Origin of the sequence: Mucilaginibacter sp. P19 (assembly GCF_050632265.1) — a bacterium.
In the GTDB taxonomy this organism is placed as follows: Bacteria; Bacteroidota; Bacteroidia; order Sphingobacteriales; family Sphingobacteriaceae; genus Mucilaginibacter; species Mucilaginibacter gossypii.
The window spans coordinates 6078834-6095553 of the sequence record NZ_CP192586.1 but is presented as its reverse complement, the minus strand read 5'-3'; the positions used below and the strand labels follow the sequence as shown (position 1 = coordinate 6095553).

The following is a 16720-nucleotide window of genomic DNA, read 5'->3' as shown; positions in this document are numbered from 1 at the left end:
GGTTATTATTTATTTAAAAATTTCAATTCTTTGAGGTTAAACTCCATTTGTTGCCCGTTAGTATCTTCAATAAGCAATAAGCCGTTTGGCAGTACATTTTTTACAATGCCATTGAATACCCTGCCGTTTGACTCAAAACTTTTAACCTCGTTTAACCAGTATAGTCGGCTTAAGTATGTATTCCTTACCAAATCAATTTGCCCGGCTTTCAGTTTAAGATAGTATACCTCAAGCTTTTTGCAAATTTCCGATAATAACAGTGTTAAATCATAATCCTTTTGTAAGATTTGTTTTACAGAAGTGGCGTTTGAGGCGCCGGCCGGAAAATTTTCCTGGTTTATATTTAAACCGATGCCAATAACCGAGTCTTTGAGCTGAGCACCCTGTATGGTGTTTTCAATGAGCATGCCCCCAAGTTTTCGGTCGCCGTAATAAATATCATTGGGCCATTTTATTTTTAACCGATCGCCTAAGAGGGGATGCAGGGCGTCATATACGCTTAAACTGGCCGCGCGGTTCAAATCAAATTGTGCTTCAACCGGTAAGAAACGGGGTTTTAATAAAATACTAAAAGTAAGGTTTTTTCCAGACTCGCTATGCCAGGTATTTTGTTGCTGGCCCCGGCCGGCGTACTGCTCTTCTGCCATAATGACCGTACCTTCGGGTACTGGCTTGGAATTTGACAGTAGATTTTTAAGAAAACTATTTGTTGAGTCAACTTGTTTAATTGTTACTAAATTTTGACCAACAAATAATCCTGAAAATATGTTATTTTGCAAAGTGTAATAATTTTATACTCAAAAACGTTCAAAACTAATTCTTTTTGATGGTAAAAAACAAAGTGTTAAGTGAATCTGCCTATATTTCAGAGCTGGCAATACATGGTATCCAGGAAAAAAAGGCAACGATATTATCAGGTTAGACCTTCGTAATATATTCAGTTCAGTAGCAGATTATTTCGTAATCTGTCATGCTGATTCCTCGACACAGGTAAAAGCTATAGCAAATAGCATTGAGGATGAAATTTTCAAAGCCACCCAAGCCGAGCCCTGGCGCAAAGAGGGAATTGAGCATGGTGAGTGGATATTGCTTGATTATGTGGATGTTGTGATCCACGTGTTCAGGACCGATAAACGTGAGTTTTATGGAGTGGAAGATTTGTGGGGCGATGCAGATATTAAATATTATAAAAGTGCATAAACATCCGTCACAAAAAGGCTCAACGCATAGTCTTACTGTTACCGCGTAAAATTTAAATTATAGATTGTAAGTTTGAGCTCGTTAAAAGAAATGAAAGATATTAAAGATTCTAAATCAGAAAATCCAAGACCTATCCGTAAAATTGTGAACAAGAAGCCCTCGCCAAAACCGCCCAAGTTCAATATCATGTGGTTATATGGTATTGTTATTTTGGCTTTTTTACTGATTCCGGCCTTGTTAAACGGCGGATCGGGCAAACCGGTTACTTTCCAGGAATTTGAAGCAAACATGCTTCGTACAAATGATGTTCAAAAAATTGTAGCTTATAAAAGCGGGGACCTGGTAATGGCCGATGTTTACATTAAACAACAAAGCTTGTCAAAGCCATATTTTGCCAGTAACGTATCTAAAGACAAAAACTTTTTTAATACCAGTACCAATAGCGGTCCGCAGTTTACTTTTACGGATGCCTCATATGAGAGCCTGAAAAAGTCTATTGCCGATGCTCAAAAGGATGTGCCTGATGATCAAAAAGTATCTTTACAATTTGAACAGGGACACGAAAGCCTGTTATCAAACTGGCTGGTACAGGGCGTTATCATGGTGATATTGTTTGCCGGCGTGTGGATCTTTATCATGCGCAGGATGAGCGGTGGTTCGGGCGGTGGCCCGGGCGGCCAGATCTTTAACATAGGTAAATCAAAAGCTACCCTGTTTGATAAAGAAGCCCAGGTAACCGTTACATTTAACGATGTTGCCGGTTTGGAAGAAGCCAAGCAGGAGGTAATGGAAATTGTCGATTTCCTTAAAAACCCTAAGAAATATACTAACCTGGGTGGTAAAATCCCTAAAGGCGCGCTATTGGTAGGTTCGCCCGGTACCGGTAAAACCTTATTGGCCAAAGCTGTTGCAGGCGAGGCGCAGGTACCTTTCTTCTCTCTGTCAGGTTCTGATTTCGTGGAGATGTTTGTAGGTGTAGGTGCTTCACGCGTACGCGACTTGTTCCGCCAGGCTAAGGACAAAGCTCCTTGTATCATATTTATTGATGAAATTGATGCTATCGGCCGTGCCCGTGGCAAAAATAATATAGTAGGTGGTAACGATGAACGTGAAAACACCCTGAACCAATTGCTGGTTGAGATGGATGGTTTTGGTACTGATTCGGGTATCATTATCCTTGCTGCTACCAACCGACCTGACGTACTGGATTCGGCGTTATTGCGTCCGGGACGTTTCGACAGGCAGGTATCTATCGATAAACCGGATTTGATTGGTCGTGAGCAAATTTTCAAAGTTCACCTGAAACCAATTAAACTATCTGATGGTGTAGATGCTAAAAAACTATCGGCACAAACCCCTGGTTTTGCCGGTGCCGAAATTGCCAACGTTTGTAATGAGGCTGCGCTGATTGCCGCCCGAAAAAATAAAGAGTCGGTTGATATGACCGATTTTCAGGATGCTATCGACCGTGTTATTGGTGGTTTAGAGAAGAAAAACAAAATCATCTCTCCGGAAGAAAAACGGATTGTTGCTTACCACGAAGCCGGTCACGCTATTGCAGGCTGGTTCCTTGAACATGCCGATCCTTTGGTTAAGGTATCAATTGTGCCTCGTGGTGTCGCTGCGTTAGGTTATGCTCAATATCTGCCAAAAGAGCAGTTTTTGTACACTACCGAGCAATTGCTTGACGAAATGAGTGTATCTATGGGCGGTCGTGTTGCCGAGGATATCGTTTTCGGTAAAATTTCTACCGGTGCACTGAGTGATTTGGAGCGTATTACTAAACTTGCTTATGCCATGACCAAAATTTATGGTATGAACGATAGCGTGGGTAACGTATCATTTTATGATCCGCAGGGCGAGTATCAGTTTAACAAACCATATTCTGATACTACAGCCGAAATGATTGACGCTGAAGTGCGCAAACTGGTTGATGTGGTTTATCAAAAAACCAAAGACCTGCTGAATGCTAAACGCGACGGACTTGAAAAGATAGCTCAAAAGCTATTGGAGAAGGAAGTATTGTTCCAGAGTGATCTGGAAGAGATCCTGGGCAAACGTCCGTTTGACGAGCGCACAACTTATGATAAGTTTGTAAACGGTGAAGCCGCGTTAAATCCGGATGTGGATAACAATGCTATTCCAGACTCGCTGACTAATCCTGAACTTTCAAGAATAGACAGCGAAGATCCGAAACTTTAATTTTTAAATTATAATACAAAGCCACCGGCAAAGCTGGTGGCTTTTCTTTTTTAGCCATGAGGGATATCACTACATCAAAAGAAAAACTGCTTAAAAAAATCAGGAAAGCACTTTTGGAGAAAAGGGATAATCCATACCCTCAACTGGAAGACCAACCCCTTTATCCTGCAACGGATGAAATGCCCGAGGTGGTCTTCGCCGAACAGTTTACCAACGTAGCAGGCCAGTTTGTTTTTTGTGAGGATGAGCTGCAATTTATTGAAAACCTGCTTACCCTTGCCGAAGAACGTAAATGGCACAAAATTTACTGCTGGGAACCTAAGTTGCAGGAGATCCTGAACCAGTTTGAATACCCGCACTACGAAACCGATAAAGACTTTGAACAAGCCGAAGTTGGTTTTACTCTTTGCGAGGCTCTGATTGCCCGTAACGGCAGCATCCTGCTTTCAAACGGTAATATGGCCGGCCGCAGGTTAAGCATCTATCCATCGGTGCATATTGTACTGGCTTATACTTCGCAAATGGTTATGGACTTGAAAGATGGTTTTAAACTCATCAAAACCAAATATGGCAACCAACTGCCATCCATGATCAGCACGGTAACCGGCCCAAGCCGTACCGCTGACATTGAGAAAACACTGGTATTAGGCGCCCACGGCCCTAAAGAGCTTTTGTTTTTATGCTGGAAGGCTGACCGCTGATTTTTTTGATTACAATGATTTGGTTGGTTTTTTCTGAAGTGCGATTTTTCGATTAGAGATTGATCTGATTTTTGCGCCATCTGATTGCTGTTCCTTTCGTCTTTAACCTTTCACCGCTCTCCTCAAAACAGCTCTTCCAAACCACATCCCTCTAATACTATTCGTTCACTTTGATTTAGCTTGTTGTATTCCCATTTAACGAGGCGGATGTGGCCATCTGAGATTTCGATGCCTGTTATATCGCCATCATCGTAACAACAGCAGCCGCTATTGAAATAGCTTGGGTGGCATGCGCTAAAATCGGGAGCCACATCACCTTTCACTTGCCGGTTAACGATCTGTTTATTTAGCTCATCGGCCAGTTTATCGTTTCCTGCTTTCCTCGCTTTCGCTATATCGTTATACAGTTTTTCGAGGTGGGTTAATGACCTGAATACCGGCTGATGTGTGTGCCCGGTTATCAGCAGCGTGTTTTTTTGCCTCTGGCTCCATTCATACATAATGCGGTTATGATCTGTTTTAAGCAGGTCATTATTTGCCGGCGTATTGATATTTACCTTCAGATATGCCTGGAAAGGTGCCCATACATTGGATACAAACCATTTACTGAACCAGTTGCCATCGCTTTGCAAATCGCCCTGGTGGCCATGCGTCATGAATATATTTAGTGGTTTACCATTAACTGTTGTTTGTAGTACAGCTCCTTCATAGATCTTAATTACTTCATCATAAATTTGCTTTAATCCAACTGCCGCTAAAGGGTCATTGTCCCAAAACAGATCATGATTGCCAAATATTTTCATGAATTCTTTACGTTGTATGAACCGTTTTTCGCTTTCAAATGTGGCTTTGTTGTGCTTTTTTATGGTGATGAACAAGTTTTCCCAAAGCTCCTCGCTGTCGCCAAGATTGATGTAGAAAAATGGTTGGCTGTAGTAATAATCAAGTGCTGTAAGGTAGTTCTTCTCGGCAAGGGCGAAAATGTCCATATCATCACGGGCGCCCTTGTGTTGATCAGAAAAGATAATGAATTTACCTTTTTCTGCGTCGAAAGGTATTATAAGGCCTTTTTTACCCGACCCGGTTAGCAGGCTTTTGTATAACCGGTTCAGTGATCTGTTAACCCGCTTCTTATCCGGTCGTGATGAGAGCCTGTCGGCCAACCGGGCAACCGGCTTAGTTAACAGTTTTTGTAAAAACTTGCGCATGACTTTTTAACGTATGATATAGTGTATTGTGTTGTAAGTTGACAGTTACTTTTACCGTGTTTAAACGGGATGTAATACAGTGAAATAACGGATAGGTTGTTTTATTATAATTAGTTAGATTAGGCCTGATTTAAAGACACCCTAAATTATATGGAACCTATTGACTTAAAAACAGCCAGGGAAATGGTGGCTCGCTATAAGCAGACCCGAAAAGCGGTTATTGACAAACATCATGAGGTTAATGATACGGAATCGACATGGATTTCGATTGATAAGCTAAAGGAGTTTGTTAATAATTTACCACCTGAAGCCACAGGTGTAAGGTTACATTTCGGAGTTCATGATGCCGATCATAGTAATGCGCCGCACCAAACGTCGGTTGCTATAGTTGGCACTGTTGCCGGAGCAGGTAAAGATGAGCATATTGATGCGATACAAAGTGATCAGGTAGCAAACCTGTCTGTGAGCGGCCTTGCAGCTTTAAGCAGCGGAAGGGAATGTCCGCCAATGTGCCAGGGATAGAATAAATTAATCAGTTTCATGAATGCTAAAGTATATATGTTATTTTAGCATTCATGCTGGAGAATTTTTACTATGTAATGGATGTGGTGGCTTTTGTATGCTGCCTTTTTACATATAAAGGGCTTGACAAGAACTTTAAAAGACTACTGCCCTTGTTGAGCTTTTTGCTTGTTTACGATTTTGTGAACATTTTTGGCTGGCTAAATATTTATCATTCAAACGCGTGGTGCAATAATATTGAAGACATACTGCTATTTGCCTTTTTTACATGGTTTATACAAGGCTTTGATGAGCGTATTGGACGACGAAAGAAGGTTTATATAGGTGCCGGCGTAGTTATCTTGTTATCGATACTGGATATCTTATTTGTACAAGGGGGATATGGAAAAGAGCAACTGCAGCTACCCTTTTACAAGATCTTTTTCTGATATGGATGATTTGCGATTATTACTATCGCCTGCTGAACAATGATAGTGACGAGTATATTGAGCTGATAACCCACCCCCTTTCCTGGCATTAACGGGCGTATTTTTTTATTACTTATCCACAACATTTTTTTACTCATGTTTTGGTTATATGGTGTATCGAAATAATTATCATTTCTATTTGATAGCAGCAACGCTGCTTAACCTAACAACTTTTGCATTGAATTTTTTATTCTCAATAGCCTTTATATGCTCTTTCAGGAAGAACAGGTTATCCTCGTTATAATAGCGGGCTCCGCCTTCATACTGCTGCTTGGTGTATTCATTATCGGCTTTATGCTCATGTACCAAAAAAGCAGAACAAAAACCTGCTTGAGCGCGAAAACCTTAAAGCCTCATTTAAGCAGGAGATGCTTAAAACGCAGATAGAGATTCAGGAGCAAACGCTTAACGATATAAGCCGTGAGATCCATGATAATATCACGCAGGTTTTGTCATTTGTAAAATTGAACCTGGGCCTGCTTAACAATAGCCTTGATGACGAAAAAAAGCCCGTGTAAATGAGAACCGCGAACTGGTTTCGCAAACCATTAATGATTTGAGGCACCTTTCAAAAAGCATGAGCTTTGAGCATATCAGTTCGCAGGGACTTATAAAAACCCTCGAAACCGAAACCGAACGTTTAACCCGCAGTGGTATCATCAATGTTATTTTTGAGGTTGAAGGTGATGTATATAGTTTAGGAGAGCAGCGCGAACTGGTGATATTCCGGATCTTCCAGGAAGCGGTCAATAATACCCTGAAATACGCTAAGGCAGCTAACCTTAAAATCGGTTTGTATTATACTGCACAAATGTTTAATTTGCTCATCGAAGATGATGGTGCTGGTTTCAATGCCGAAAAGGTTGATAATAAGGGCGGTTCGGGATTGCGTAACATTGAAAACAGGGCAGCTTTAGTAGGCGCGGACGTAATTATTGCCAGCTCGCCTGGTAAGGGTTGCCAGATAAAATTGTCGTTCAATCCCCTGGTACAACAAATTTATGCTAAAGGAACCCATTCAAATAGCCTTAGTTGATGATCATAAACTCTTCAGGAGCGGTATGGCTGCTCTTGTCTCCAATTTTAAAAGATACAACATACTATTTGAGGCCGCAAACGGGCAGGAACTAATAGACACGATAAGCAAAGGCATAGTTCCTGATATTATACTGCTGGATATCAGTATGCCGGTTATGGATGGCGTTGAAGCCGCGCAAGTGCTCAGGGCAAAATATCCCGGCGTTAGGGTCATCATATTATCCATGTTTGAGGATGCCGAAAAGGTACTGCTCATGGTAAAAATGGGCGTTAAAGGCTACCTGCTTAAAGATTCGGAGCCTTATGAAGTTGAAGAGGCCCTTTTGAAGGTTTCGCAGGGAGAGCTTTACTATCCGGAATTTGTAACCCGCCATCTCATTACCAACTTTAACAGCAAGTTAGAGAACATCAAGCTTAACCCGCGCGAAATAGAATTCCTTCGTCTTACCGGCACAGAGCTTACTTATAAAGAAATTGCCGAAACCATGAACATCAGCGTGCGCACCGTTGATAGCTATCGCGACCAGCTTTTTGAAAAACTCCAGATTAAAAGCCGCGTAGGGCTGGTTTTGTATAGCATAAAAAATAAACTGATTGAATTGTAATTTGCTAATAAATTTAGCAAATTTGTTCAATGTCACATGAGGAAAATCCGGATTTTTTTAAAGGACGAGGGGCGCAGGTAAATACGCACAATAAGTTTCTGAAAAACAAGTATGTACTTGATCATATCGAGGGTATTGACGAGCCTTTGCTTGAAAATAGCAACACGCAGCTTTTTGAAGAAACGCCCAAAAAAATTGTAAGCGAATCCAACAGTCCCGACCTGAGCCATATGTACTCCATAAACCCGTACCAGGGTTGCGAGCATGGCTGCATTTACTGTTATGCCCGTAACAGCCATGAATATTACGGCTTTAGCGCCGGGCTCGATTTTGAGCGCAAGATCATTATTAAACCCAATGCCCCCCAGCTGCTTGAGCAATATTTCAACAAAAAAATTATAAGCCGGTTTGTATCATGCTCTCCGGTAATACCGATTGCTATCAGCCCGTTGAACGGAAGCTTAAGATAACCCAGGCCCTGCTGGAGGTTTTCTGGAAGTATAAAAATCCGGTTAGTATCATCACTAAAAACAACGTTATACTGCGGGATATCGATTTGCTTACAGATATGGCCAGGCTGAACCTGGTACATGTAAACATATCCATCACCTCCCTTAATGAGCAACTGAGGCAGAAACTTGAGCCGCGCACTGTAACAGCAACAGGCCGTTTGGCGGTAGTTCAAAAGCTTTCGGAAAAAGGCATCCCGGTACGGGTAATGGCAGCGCCGATCATTCCCGGGTTAAACAGTAATGAAGTGCCTAATATCATTAAAGCCGCCGCTGACAGAGGCGCTTTAGCCGCCGGTTTTACCATGGTGAGGCTCAACGGCAGCATAGCCGAGATTTTCAGCGACTGGATTTACAAAGCTTTTCCAGACCGTGCCGAAAAGGTACTGAATATGATCCGCGCGACGCATGATGGTAAACTAAATGACAGCGATTACGGCCGCAGGATGAGCGGCGAGGGCAAGGTAGCCGAATCCATTCACCAGATGTTTAAAATGGCTTGCAAACGCTTTATGGGCGATAGGCAAATGCCCGAATATGACTATAGTTTATTTGTGCCGAGGAAAGGGAAGCAGACGAGTATGTTTTAAGTGGAATTTCTTTCGACGCTCTTTTACAATCTTGTATATACAGTTTAGAACGTAAGTGGTTTAAAGTTAATAGTCAAATAAGGTTTAAAGTTTCCAGGGCTATCGGCTCCGTGTGAATAAAAGCTTTTCAACTCCAACACCTATCCCCACCCCAATAACATAACACAACAAATCGCTCCACAAAAAACCCTCACCTAAAACGAGCCTGCCAAACAGTGTGTTCCTGATGTCATCTATCCATGGCGCTTTATAAAGTTGGCTGAACTCTATCGCAAAGCAAAACAGCAAAGCCGCAATAGCATTGAACCTGATAGTTTTGGTAATAAACAGAAATCTCATGATAAAGTAAACCATAGCAGCCCATAAAATATCGCCAATAAATAAAGGGATAAATTTAAAATGGCGGGATAGCAAGCCGAAGATAATGGTTGCTATTGATAATATAAAATAGGTTATCCGGGTTTTAGACATACAATAAATATCGGCTAAATAAATGCAACAAAAAAGGCACCCATTGGGTGCCTTTGATATATTTAACTTTATAAATGGTTGCTTATGCTTCTTCAGCTTCCAAAGCCATTTGCTCGTCAACAAGGATACGTCCGCAATGCTCGCAAACGATGATCTTTTTACGCTGACGGATGTCTGACTGGCGCTGAGGAGGGATCTGGTTAAAGCAACCAGAGCATGAATCACGTTGGATAGTTACAACTGCAAGTCCGTTTTTAGCGTTTTGACGTAAACGGGTGTAAGCAGTTAATAAACGTTCTTCGATGTTGTCCATAGCTTTTGCAGCCTGGGCATTTAATTCGGTCTCTTCTTTTTCAGTTTCGGCAGTAATGGTGCCTAATTCTTCTTTCTTGGCGTCAAGGTCGGCCTGGCGGGCTTCCAGATCGGCCAATGCTTTTTCGTAAACCTGGGTTTTGTTGGTGATTTCGAAGCCGTATTCGCGAATCTTCTTTTCACTTACCTGTATATCTAAGCCCTGGATCTCAATTTCTTTTGAGATTGCATCATATTCGCGGTTGTTTTTAACCTCGTTAAGCTGGCCTTCGTATTTTTTGATGTTCGCCTGAGCTTCTTTGATCAGGTTTTTACGGGTAACTATGTCATCTTCCACATCGTCAAGTTCACCTTTGATCTTTTGGATGCGGGTTTCAAGGCCTGCAACGTCGTCCTCAAGGTCGGCAACTTCCATTGGCAATTCGCCCCTTACCTGGCGGATCCTGTCAATCTTGGTGTGGATAGTTTGTAGTTCGTATAAAGCTTTAAGCTTTTGTTCTACGGTTTGTTCCATTAAATAAAATATTTGACGGGGTTTGTATTTACTTCTGTTAAACGGACGGCAAAGATAGGGAATTTTTTCTAATTATTTCATACAATAATTGCTGCGTAAATTGTTCACTCTCAAAGTGTCCGATATCTGCAATAACTATCTTTCCTTCGGCATCAAAAAACTCATGATACTTGTAATCGGCCGTGATAAAAACGTCGGCTCCTGCGGCTATGGCATGCTTTAGCAAAAAGCCTCCCGAACCGCCGCACACAGCTACTTTTTTAACGTGTTTGCCTAATAATTTAGTATGCCGTATCACATGCGTGCGCATCTTATCCTTTACATGAAACAGGAAACTTTCTTCATTAAGCGGCATTTCCAGCTCGCCTATCATACCCGAGCCTACCTGCTGGTGCTGATTGGTTAAATTGTAAAGATCATAGGCAACTTCTTCATACGGATGGGCCAGGATCAGCGCCATCAGGATCTTGCTCTCCAAATTGGCCGGATATACCGTTTCAATGCGGATCTCATCTTCCTTGTGGCGTTTGCCAATTTCGCCCACATAAGGGGTTGCGGCATCATTGCCTTTAAATGTCCCTGTTCCCTCTGCATTAAAACTAACCTCGCTGTAATTACCAATATTGCCTGCACCTGCTGCAAACAAAGCATCACGTACAGTGTCGGCATGGTTTAGCGGAACGTACGTAACCAGTTTTTTGATCAGGTTATGTTTGGGCAGCAGTATTCGGCTGTTTTTTAAACCCAAAGTTTCGCAGATGCGGGCATTAACACCGGTCATGATGCTATCCAAATTGGTGTGAATAGCGTATATAGCAATACCTTTACGGATAGCTTTTTCAACCACGCGTTCTACATAAGTTTTACCGTTGAATTTCTTGATCCCTTTAAAAACTATAGGGTGGTGAGATATGATCACCTGGCAGCCGGTGGCGATGGCTTCATCAACCACAGCTTCGGTGCAATCAAGCGAGATCAGGGCCTGGCTTACCTCCTGCTCCGGGTTGCCAACTATCAGGCCAGAATTGTCGTAATCTTCCTGGTAATTAAGTGGCGCGAGGCTTTCAAGGTAAGCGGTTAGGGCAGATAGTTTCATTAAGTTTTTTTAGAGATAAATAACGGCTTTGTTTAGCTGCTCATTTTAGCCATTTGGTAGCTTTCATAAGCCATATTCTTATTATACTCCAAAGTTATCGACTTATTGTTGATCAAATCCACAATGGTGCCAATCCAGCAAAAGCCTACTGTTAGTAAATAAACAATACCCATCCCAATCTGGCCTAATACAAAGCGCTGAATGCCGGCAAAGCCTACAAAACCAAGCAAGGTAAATAACAATATATCCTGCGAGTTTTTGCGCTTATTGCTATAAACCATGTAAAAATATTTTTTCTGGCTTTCTGTCAGATCGGGGGTGGCGTGCTGTAAAAATCCCAACTCTTCTGGCGAAAAACCGGCAAACGTACTATGTGGGTCCTGGTACATGTTCATATAGGTAAGGCTTATTAAAAAGTAATAAGCCAAATTTAAATATTTACCGCATTAAAACTATAGGTTAAAAAATGATTTAAAAATTCTTTTCCATACGTAGGGGTAAACAATAGTGAGGTTGTAATACCTGTATGAAAGTTTTAGTAACCGGGGCAACAGGGTTTATTGGCAGGCAGCTCACGTTATCGCTGGCTATGCAGGGCTATGATGTTAAAGCCTTATGCCGTAATACCGATCATCCATATTTAATAAAGCATAAAAATATTGAACCGGTTACAGGCAATATCATGTACCGGCAAAGCCTGGGCAGGGCAATGCAGGGCTGCCAGCAGGTGTATCATACAGCCGCCATGGCCAAAATGTGGTGCCGTAACCCGGATGATTACCATGAAACCAATGTTGTTGGTACCCGTAACGTACTTGAAGTTGCAGCAGGTGCCGGTGTACAGAAAATAGTTTACACATCAACCTGCGGTGTTTGGGGCCCAACAGTAAAACATCCCATGAGCGAGAATGATCCAAGAATAGCTGGTTTCCCCATTGCTTACGAGCGTACCAAATACCTGGCAGAATTGGAGGTGCAAAACTTTGCAAAGCAGGGAGGGATATACATCGTTACAGTAAATCCATCACGCGTATATGGCGAAGGGCCTGTTACCGAAAGTAATACAGTGGGTAAAATGGTTTTGGCCTATTTACGCGGCAAATGGCATTTTATTCCCGGCAACGGCGAACAGGTAGCCAATTATGCTTTTTTAACTGATGTGGTTGATGGACATTTTGCGGCTATGAATAATGGAACCAGCGGCGAACGCTATATCTTGGGCGGAGAGGATATTAGTTTTAATGATTTTTTCAAAACAGTACATCAGGTATCAGGTAAACAACATCGTCTCATTCATCTGCCGTTAAAGGCTATCGAATTTTACAGCCATCTTGAAAAGCTGAAAGCACAGCTTACCGGGTTACGCCCCTTTTTTTACCTGAGTTTGCCGAACGTTTAAAGTATGATCAAAAGTATAGCAGCAATAAGGCTATAACCCAATTGGGTTATCGGATAACCCCTTTGCCGAAGGGATGCACAAAACAATCAACTACCTTAAACAAGCCTGAACATGGTACATCAAACTGCAATTATAACCGGAGCCAGCGAAGGGTTGGGCAAATCATTTGCCATTGAACTGGCATTACGCCATGTAAACCTGGTACTGGTTTCATTGCCGGGTTCAGGTCTGCCCGAACTGGCATCGTTTATCCGCAAAAATTTTGAGGTTAAAGTAAGTTATCTTGAAATTGATTTAACCCTTGCCGAAAGTTACCCGGCTATTTTTAATTACCTTAGTGATAAGCAAATTACGGCCCACCTACTCATCAATAATGCGGGTTTAGGTAACTGGTCGTGGTTTGAAGATTTGAACATTGGGTTTTATAAAAAGCAAATTGAACTGAACGTGATTACACCTGTACTGCTTACCCGCCTGTTCCTGGCCCAGGCCGATGTCTCTACTACCTCTTATATATTGAATGTAGGGAGCTTGGGCGGCTTGTTTGTAGTGCCTAAAAAGCAGGTTTACGGTGCTACCAAATCATTTATCAGGTATTTTACCAAATGTTTGCAGCTGGAACTTCAGGGCTCAAATGTGAAAATCAGCCTGCTTAGTCCCGGAGGCATTAACACCAAGCCTGAGCTGCTGGTAATGAATAATAAGCTTAGAGGCATATCAAAGGCAACTATTATGGAGCCCGGGCACGTGGCACGTATAGCAATTGATGGTTTGCTGAAAGGAAAAAAGAAATTATACCTGGCATGATAAACAGGATGCTTGTTTTACTAAACAGTTTGCTGCCTGCCGCTGTTAAAGACATCATTATAAGGCAGCGCCTGGCCACCATTATTAAAAGCTGACAGCATGATCATTTCATTACTTACCTATCGGCATATTAAAAACCTTTGCAGCTTTTTCAAGCGCACGCGCAATAGTTTTAAGCTTATTAATAACGAACGTATTGTTATTATCTCGGGCAGTATGCGCGGATTGGTATTGTATTTTGACCGCGATGCCTGCGAGGTGAAAAATGGAGAAACAGATTTTATCAGTATTGACATAACCCGCGATTTCTCAGTCGAGATGCTGATGCGGATCCTGGTGAACCATAACATCATAACTTCGGTTTTTGAAGGTTGATCGCATTGCTATCCAGGTAATTTATTCAGTAATAGTTTAATAACCAGACCTAACCGTTTAAAGCCGTACACTGGCTGTAACGTTTCCGAACAATAGTGTCCTTTATTGCCTTTCAATGTGTTCATTGTAAGTTATTTATATTGTGGCATGAAATTTAATATCATGTTATGGTACCTGTACCGATATTACAAATGCGATGCCTGATTAGTTTAAATATGTGCTGAAAAAGATTATTGGGACATATCTGTGAGTATAATAGCATAACGCTGTTGGGGACTGTATATTGATGAATAAAATTGTTCTTTTCGTTAGGAAAACTTAAACCTACATAACCATGATCAGAACGTACTTTAAACTCGCTTACCGCAATTTAATTAAAGACAAAACCTATTCCGTTATTAATATATCTGGTTTGGCAATTGGCCTCGCAGCAAGTATCCTGATATTGCTTTGGGTACAAAACGAACTGAGTTACGATATGTTTCATAAAAATGCGGCACAACTATATCGTATAAACTGGGATGTTGATGGCTTAACCATGGCCGGCACACCCACTGCAATGGCTGCCTCGGTAAAAGCGCAATTACCGGCTGTGAAAAATGCAGTACGTATAAACACGAAGAGTTACTTGTTTGGAGCCAACGACAAAAGGTTTATAGAAGACAGGGTAATTTATGCCGATCCCAATTTTCTGGATGTATTTTCATTCCCGCTTGTAAAAGGTGATCGTGCAGAAGCTCTAAAGCAAATAGATGGCGTTTTAATAACGGAAGCTACAGCCGTGAAATATTTTGGTAATGAAAATCCCGTTGGCAAGTTTCTGAAAAAAGACAATAGTGAAAACGTGGTAGTGACCGGGGTTTTAGCCAACATCCCTGCTAACTCGCACATGCAATTTGATTTTGTAATGCCAACAGCAGCATTGTACAGAGCTAACCCAAAGGTTGAAAAATATCAATGGGAAGCGCCGTATTTTCATACTTATCTTCAGTTAGATGAAAATTTTGATCCAAGCCCTGTCAATTTAAAAAAGCTGGAAAGCCAGATTTTCCAGATCTACCATAAATACGAACCGCAAATGAAGAGCGCTTTCCATCTTCAGCCGATTACCCAAATCCATATGGCCCCGGCGATAGAGATGGATTTACCCGGGCACGGTAATGCGCTATACCTAAAAATGTTTTTTGTTGTAGCTATTTTAATACTTGCCGTTGCCTGTATCAATTTCATGAACCTGGCTACTGCGCGTTCGGCCCGACGGGCAAAGGAAATTGGCTTGCGCAAAGTAGCTGGGGCGCAAAGGTTTCAACTGATATTTCAGTTTTTAAGCGAAGCCGTGTTCACTGCTTTTTTATCGCTGCTTCTTGCACTTTGGATAGTAGTTTTGGTCCTGCCGATGTTTAATCAGCTGATTGGTAAACAACTTACCATTGATTTTGCCGATGCGAATCTTTGGCTTGGTCTGTTATGTATCGCGTTATTAACAGGGGTGATATCGGGAAGTTACCCGGCATTGTTTTTATCGGGTTTTAATCCTGTTAAAGTGCTTAAGGGGAATGTGAAATCAATGGGCGGTAATTTAATTTTTCGCCATGCTTTGGTGGTGACCCAGTTTGTTGTTTCGGTGGTTTTACTGATAGGTACGATAGTTATTTACCAGCAACTTAAGTTTGTACGAGAAAGAAATCCCGGCTTTAACAAATCCAGTCTTTTATATATGGACATGAACGGTGACATGGTAGATAAAGAAGCTTTGCTGAGAAATGAGCTACGGCAAAATCCGCTCACCAGTGATTTTGCTATTACCAACGAACTTCCTATAGATGTGGGAGCTGGCGCAAACGTTTCATGGCCCGGCAAAGACCCCAAAACGCTCGGAAACCCGACGCCGGGAATTTACGTGAGCGAAAATTTTGCCCATCTATTCGGATTGAAATTACTGGCAGGCCGTTTCTTTTCCGAATCAATTAAAACCGATTCAAATAATTGTGTCATTAACCAAAAACTATTGAGCTTGATGGGCTTTACTGATCCTGCGGCAGCCATTGGCAAACCGATGACATTGCACAATAAACCCAGTGTTATTATTGGTGTGGTTAAAGACTTTAATTTCAAACCTGCCCAGTCGGCCATTGAACCCCTGATCATTGCTTTAACAGGTGGTGGCGGTAATGTGGTTATACGAACTAAGCCTGGAGCAACCTTTGCAACTATAAAGGCTCTGGAGAAAATGAGTAAAGAAATTAGTCCTGCTTATCCTTTCAGCTTCAATTTTGTTGATCAGCAAATGGCCAGCCTTTACCATGGAGAGCAGCAGATGGGTAATATTTTTAAACTATTTGCGGCAATAGGCATTTTTATTTCATGTCTTGGTTTATACGGTTTATCGGCGTTTATTGCCGAACAGCGTACCAGGGAAATAGGCGTACGCAAGGTATTGGGCGCATCGGTATTTAACCTGGTTTATTTGTTATCATCCGGAATTACCAGGTTGATCCTGATAGCTATCTGTATAGCATTACCGGTTGCGTGGTACGCGGCAAATACCTGGCTGGCTGGATTTGCTTATCATATTAATGTTAGCTGGCTGATATTCTTGTTGGCATCGGGGTCAGCTTTGGGTATAGCCTGGCTTACGGTTGGCTATGAATCTATCAAAGCCGCAACCGTGAACCCTATTAAGAGCTTAAGAACTGAGTGATGC

The 16720-nt window shown here is 41.9% G+C and carries 19 protein-coding genes and 2 pseudogenes; 14 read left to right on the top strand and 7 right to left on the bottom strand.

Features of this window, described 5'->3' with window-relative positions:
• Positions 1–5: 5 nt before the first annotated feature.
• A complete protein-coding gene (locus ACQ86K_RS29925; protein WP_091167164.1) occupies positions 6–779 on the bottom strand; it encodes a biotin--[acetyl-CoA-carboxylase] ligase in 774 nt (257 codons plus the stop codon).
• 47 nt (positions 780–826) lie between these two features.
• Between ACQ86K_RS29925 and rsfS the strand changes: the two are divergent.
• The 3 genes and pseudogenes from rsfS to ACQ86K_RS29910 all read left to right on the top strand — a co-directional run bounded on the left by rsfS (position 827) and on the right by ACQ86K_RS29910 (position 4103).
• Positions 827–1200 (top strand): annotated as a pseudogene (rsfS, locus tag ACQ86K_RS29920) (ribosome silencing factor).
• A 90-nt stretch (positions 1201–1290) separates the two neighbouring features.
• The gene (gene ftsH, locus ACQ86K_RS29915; RefSeq protein ID WP_091167169.1) at positions 1291–3402 is read left to right on the top strand and encodes an ATP-dependent zinc metalloprotease FtsH; all 2112 of its coding nucleotides are present in this window, start codon (positions 1291–1293) and stop codon (positions 3400–3402) included.
• Between the two features lie 56 nt (positions 3403–3458).
• A complete protein-coding gene (locus ACQ86K_RS29910) occupies positions 3459–4103 on the top strand; it encodes a LutC/YkgG family protein (protein ID WP_431199300.1) in 645 nt (214 codons plus the stop codon).
• 122 nt (positions 4104–4225) lie between these two features.
• Here ACQ86K_RS29910 and ACQ86K_RS29905 read toward each other — a convergent pair whose 3' ends face one another.
• On the bottom strand, positions 4226–5311 hold the full coding sequence (locus tag ACQ86K_RS29905) for a metallophosphoesterase (protein ID WP_091167174.1): 1086 nt from the start codon (positions 5309–5311) through the stop codon (positions 4226–4228).
• 150 nt (positions 5312–5461) lie between these two features.
• Between ACQ86K_RS29905 and ACQ86K_RS29900 the strand changes: the two genes are divergently transcribed.
• The gene (locus tag ACQ86K_RS29900) at positions 5462–5833 is read left to right on the top strand and encodes a hypothetical protein (RefSeq protein WP_091167176.1); all 372 of its coding nucleotides are present in this window, start codon (positions 5462–5464) and stop codon (positions 5831–5833) included.
• A gap of 53 nt (positions 5834–5886) precedes the next feature.
• Positions 5887–6261 (top strand): hypothetical protein, encoded by a 375-nt coding sequence (locus ACQ86K_RS29895; RefSeq protein ID WP_431199299.1) that lies wholly within the window; start codon positions 5887–5889, stop codon positions 6259–6261.
• 174 nt (positions 6262–6435) lie between these two features.
• Here the strand turns inward: ACQ86K_RS29895 and ACQ86K_RS29890 are convergent, their stop codons facing one another.
• Positions 6436–6609 carry a hypothetical protein gene (locus ACQ86K_RS29890; RefSeq protein WP_431199298.1) on the bottom strand — a complete coding sequence of 58 codons (174 nt, stop codon included), beginning with the start codon at positions 6607–6609 and terminating at the stop codon, positions 6436–6438.
• 59 nt (positions 6610–6668) lie between these two features.
• On the opposite strand from ACQ86K_RS29890, the gene ACQ86K_RS29885 reads away from it, so the two are divergent.
• Genes ACQ86K_RS29885 through ACQ86K_RS29865 form a run of 5 tightly spaced genes read left to right on the top strand, consistent with a single transcriptional unit; the run spans position 6669 to position 9042 of the window.
• Positions 6669–6818 (top strand): histidine kinase, encoded by a 150-nt coding sequence (locus tag ACQ86K_RS29885; RefSeq protein ID WP_431199297.1) that lies wholly within the window; start codon positions 6669–6671, stop codon positions 6816–6818.
• A gap of 38 nt (positions 6819–6856) precedes the next feature.
• Entirely contained in the window at positions 6857–7336 is a 480-nt protein-coding gene (locus ACQ86K_RS29880) for a sensor histidine kinase (RefSeq protein ID WP_431199296.1), read from the top strand.
• Positions 7302–7943 carry a response regulator transcription factor gene (locus ACQ86K_RS29875; RefSeq protein ID WP_091167184.1) on the top strand — a complete coding sequence of 214 codons (642 nt, stop codon included), beginning with the start codon at positions 7302–7304 and terminating at the stop codon, positions 7941–7943. The genes ACQ86K_RS29880 and ACQ86K_RS29875 overlap by 35 nt, the downstream gene beginning before the upstream one ends.
• Positions 7944–7972: 29 nt before the next feature.
• The gene (locus ACQ86K_RS29870; RefSeq protein WP_431199295.1) at positions 7973–8413 is read left to right on the top strand and encodes a hypothetical protein; all 441 of its coding nucleotides are present in this window, start codon (positions 7973–7975) and stop codon (positions 8411–8413) included.
• Positions 8359–9042, top strand: a complete 684-nt coding sequence (locus ACQ86K_RS29865; protein ID WP_431199294.1) for a radical SAM protein — start codon at positions 8359–8361, stop codon at positions 9040–9042. Before ACQ86K_RS29870 ends, ACQ86K_RS29865 begins: the two co-directional genes overlap by 55 nt.
• Before the next feature lie 99 nt (positions 9043–9141).
• Here ACQ86K_RS29865 and ACQ86K_RS29860 read toward each other — a convergent pair whose 3' ends face one another.
• The 4 genes and pseudogenes from ACQ86K_RS29860 to ACQ86K_RS29845 all read right to left on the bottom strand — a co-directional run bounded on the left by ACQ86K_RS29860 (position 9142) and on the right by ACQ86K_RS29845 (position 11824).
• On the bottom strand, positions 9142–9513 hold the full coding sequence (locus ACQ86K_RS29860; RefSeq protein ID WP_091167189.1) for a DUF2809 domain-containing protein: 372 nt from the start codon (positions 9511–9513) through the stop codon (positions 9142–9144).
• Between the two features lie 82 nt (positions 9514–9595).
• On the bottom strand, positions 9596–10339 hold the full coding sequence (locus ACQ86K_RS29855) for a zinc ribbon domain-containing protein (RefSeq protein WP_090532210.1): 744 nt from the start codon (positions 10337–10339) through the stop codon (positions 9596–9598).
• Positions 10339–11435, bottom strand: a pseudogene (locus tag ACQ86K_RS29850) (Nif3-like dinuclear metal center hexameric protein). Before ACQ86K_RS29850 ends, ACQ86K_RS29855 begins: the two are co-directional and overlap by 1 nt.
• A 32-nt stretch (positions 11436–11467) precedes the next feature.
• Entirely contained in the window at positions 11468–11824 is a 357-nt protein-coding gene (locus tag ACQ86K_RS29845; protein WP_223266146.1) for a TM2 domain-containing protein, read from the bottom strand.
• 137 nt (positions 11825–11961) lie between these two features.
• Between ACQ86K_RS29845 and ACQ86K_RS29840 the strand changes: the two genes are divergently transcribed.
• The 4 genes from ACQ86K_RS29840 (at position 11962) to ACQ86K_RS29825 (ending at position 16717) form a co-directional block, all read left to right on the top strand.
• Positions 11962–12834, top strand: a complete 873-nt coding sequence (locus ACQ86K_RS29840; protein WP_431199293.1) for an NAD-dependent epimerase/dehydratase family protein — start codon at positions 11962–11964, stop codon at positions 12832–12834.
• A gap of 111 nt (positions 12835–12945) precedes the next feature.
• Positions 12946–13641: an SDR family NAD(P)-dependent oxidoreductase gene (locus ACQ86K_RS29835; RefSeq protein ID WP_431199292.1), complete on the top strand. Its 696-nt coding sequence runs from the start codon at positions 12946–12948 to the stop codon at positions 13639–13641.
• A 99-nt stretch (positions 13642–13740) separates the two neighbouring features.
• Entirely contained in the window at positions 13741–14016 is a 276-nt protein-coding gene (locus ACQ86K_RS29830; RefSeq protein ID WP_091167204.1) for a hypothetical protein, read from the top strand.
• 334 nt (positions 14017–14350) lie between these two features.
• Positions 14351–16717, top strand: coding sequence for an ABC transporter permease (locus ACQ86K_RS29825; protein WP_091167207.1), 2367 nt, complete (start codon positions 14351–14353; stop codon positions 16715–16717).
• Positions 16718–16720 lie beyond the last annotated feature (3 nt).

What these genes read in the sequence shown, in the direction of transcription:
- ftsH (WP_091167169.1), top strand. Translation starts at nt 1,291, where the DNA reads ATGAAAGATATTAAAGATTCTAAATCAGAAAATCCAAGACCTATCCGT.
- ACQ86K_RS29910 (WP_431199300.1), top strand. Translation starts at nt 3,459, where the DNA reads ATGAGGGATATCACTACATCAAAAGAAAAACTGCTTAAAAAAATCAGG.
- ACQ86K_RS29905 (WP_091167174.1), bottom strand. Translation starts at nt 5,311, where the DNA reads ATGCGCAAGTTTTTACAAAAACTGTTAACTAAGCCGGTTGCCCGGTTG.
- ACQ86K_RS29900 (WP_091167176.1), top strand. Translation starts at nt 5,462, where the DNA reads ATGGAACCTATTGACTTAAAAACAGCCAGGGAAATGGTGGCTCGCTAT.
- ACQ86K_RS29895 (WP_431199299.1), top strand. Translation starts at nt 5,887, where the DNA reads ATGCTGGAGAATTTTTACTATGTAATGGATGTGGTGGCTTTTGTATGC.
- ACQ86K_RS29885 (WP_431199297.1), top strand. Translation starts at nt 6,669, where the DNA reads ATGCTTAAAACGCAGATAGAGATTCAGGAGCAAACGCTTAACGATATA.
- ACQ86K_RS29875 (WP_091167184.1), top strand. Translation starts at nt 7,302, where the DNA reads ATGCTAAAGGAACCCATTCAAATAGCCTTAGTTGATGATCATAAACTC.
- ACQ86K_RS29870 (WP_431199295.1), top strand. Translation starts at nt 7,973, where the DNA reads ATGTCACATGAGGAAAATCCGGATTTTTTTAAAGGACGAGGGGCGCAG.
- ACQ86K_RS29865 (WP_431199294.1), top strand. Translation starts at nt 8,359, where the DNA reads ATGCTCTCCGGTAATACCGATTGCTATCAGCCCGTTGAACGGAAGCTT.
- ACQ86K_RS29860 (WP_091167189.1), bottom strand. Translation starts at nt 9,513, where the DNA reads ATGTCTAAAACCCGGATAACCTATTTTATATTATCAATAGCAACCATT.
- ACQ86K_RS29855 (WP_090532210.1), bottom strand. Translation starts at nt 10,339, where the DNA reads ATGGAACAAACCGTAGAACAAAAGCTTAAAGCTTTATACGAACTACAA.
- ACQ86K_RS29845 (WP_223266146.1), bottom strand. Translation starts at nt 11,824, where the DNA reads ATGTACCAGGACCCACATAGTACGTTTGCCGGTTTTTCGCCAGAAGAG.
- ACQ86K_RS29840 (WP_431199293.1), top strand. Translation starts at nt 11,962, where the DNA reads ATGAAAGTTTTAGTAACCGGGGCAACAGGGTTTATTGGCAGGCAGCTC.
- ACQ86K_RS29835 (WP_431199292.1), top strand. Translation starts at nt 12,946, where the DNA reads ATGGTACATCAAACTGCAATTATAACCGGAGCCAGCGAAGGGTTGGGC.
- ACQ86K_RS29830 (WP_091167204.1), top strand. Translation starts at nt 13,741, where the DNA reads ATGATCATTTCATTACTTACCTATCGGCATATTAAAAACCTTTGCAGC.
- ACQ86K_RS29825 (WP_091167207.1), top strand. Translation starts at nt 14,351, where the DNA reads ATGATCAGAACGTACTTTAAACTCGCTTACCGCAATTTAATTAAAGAC.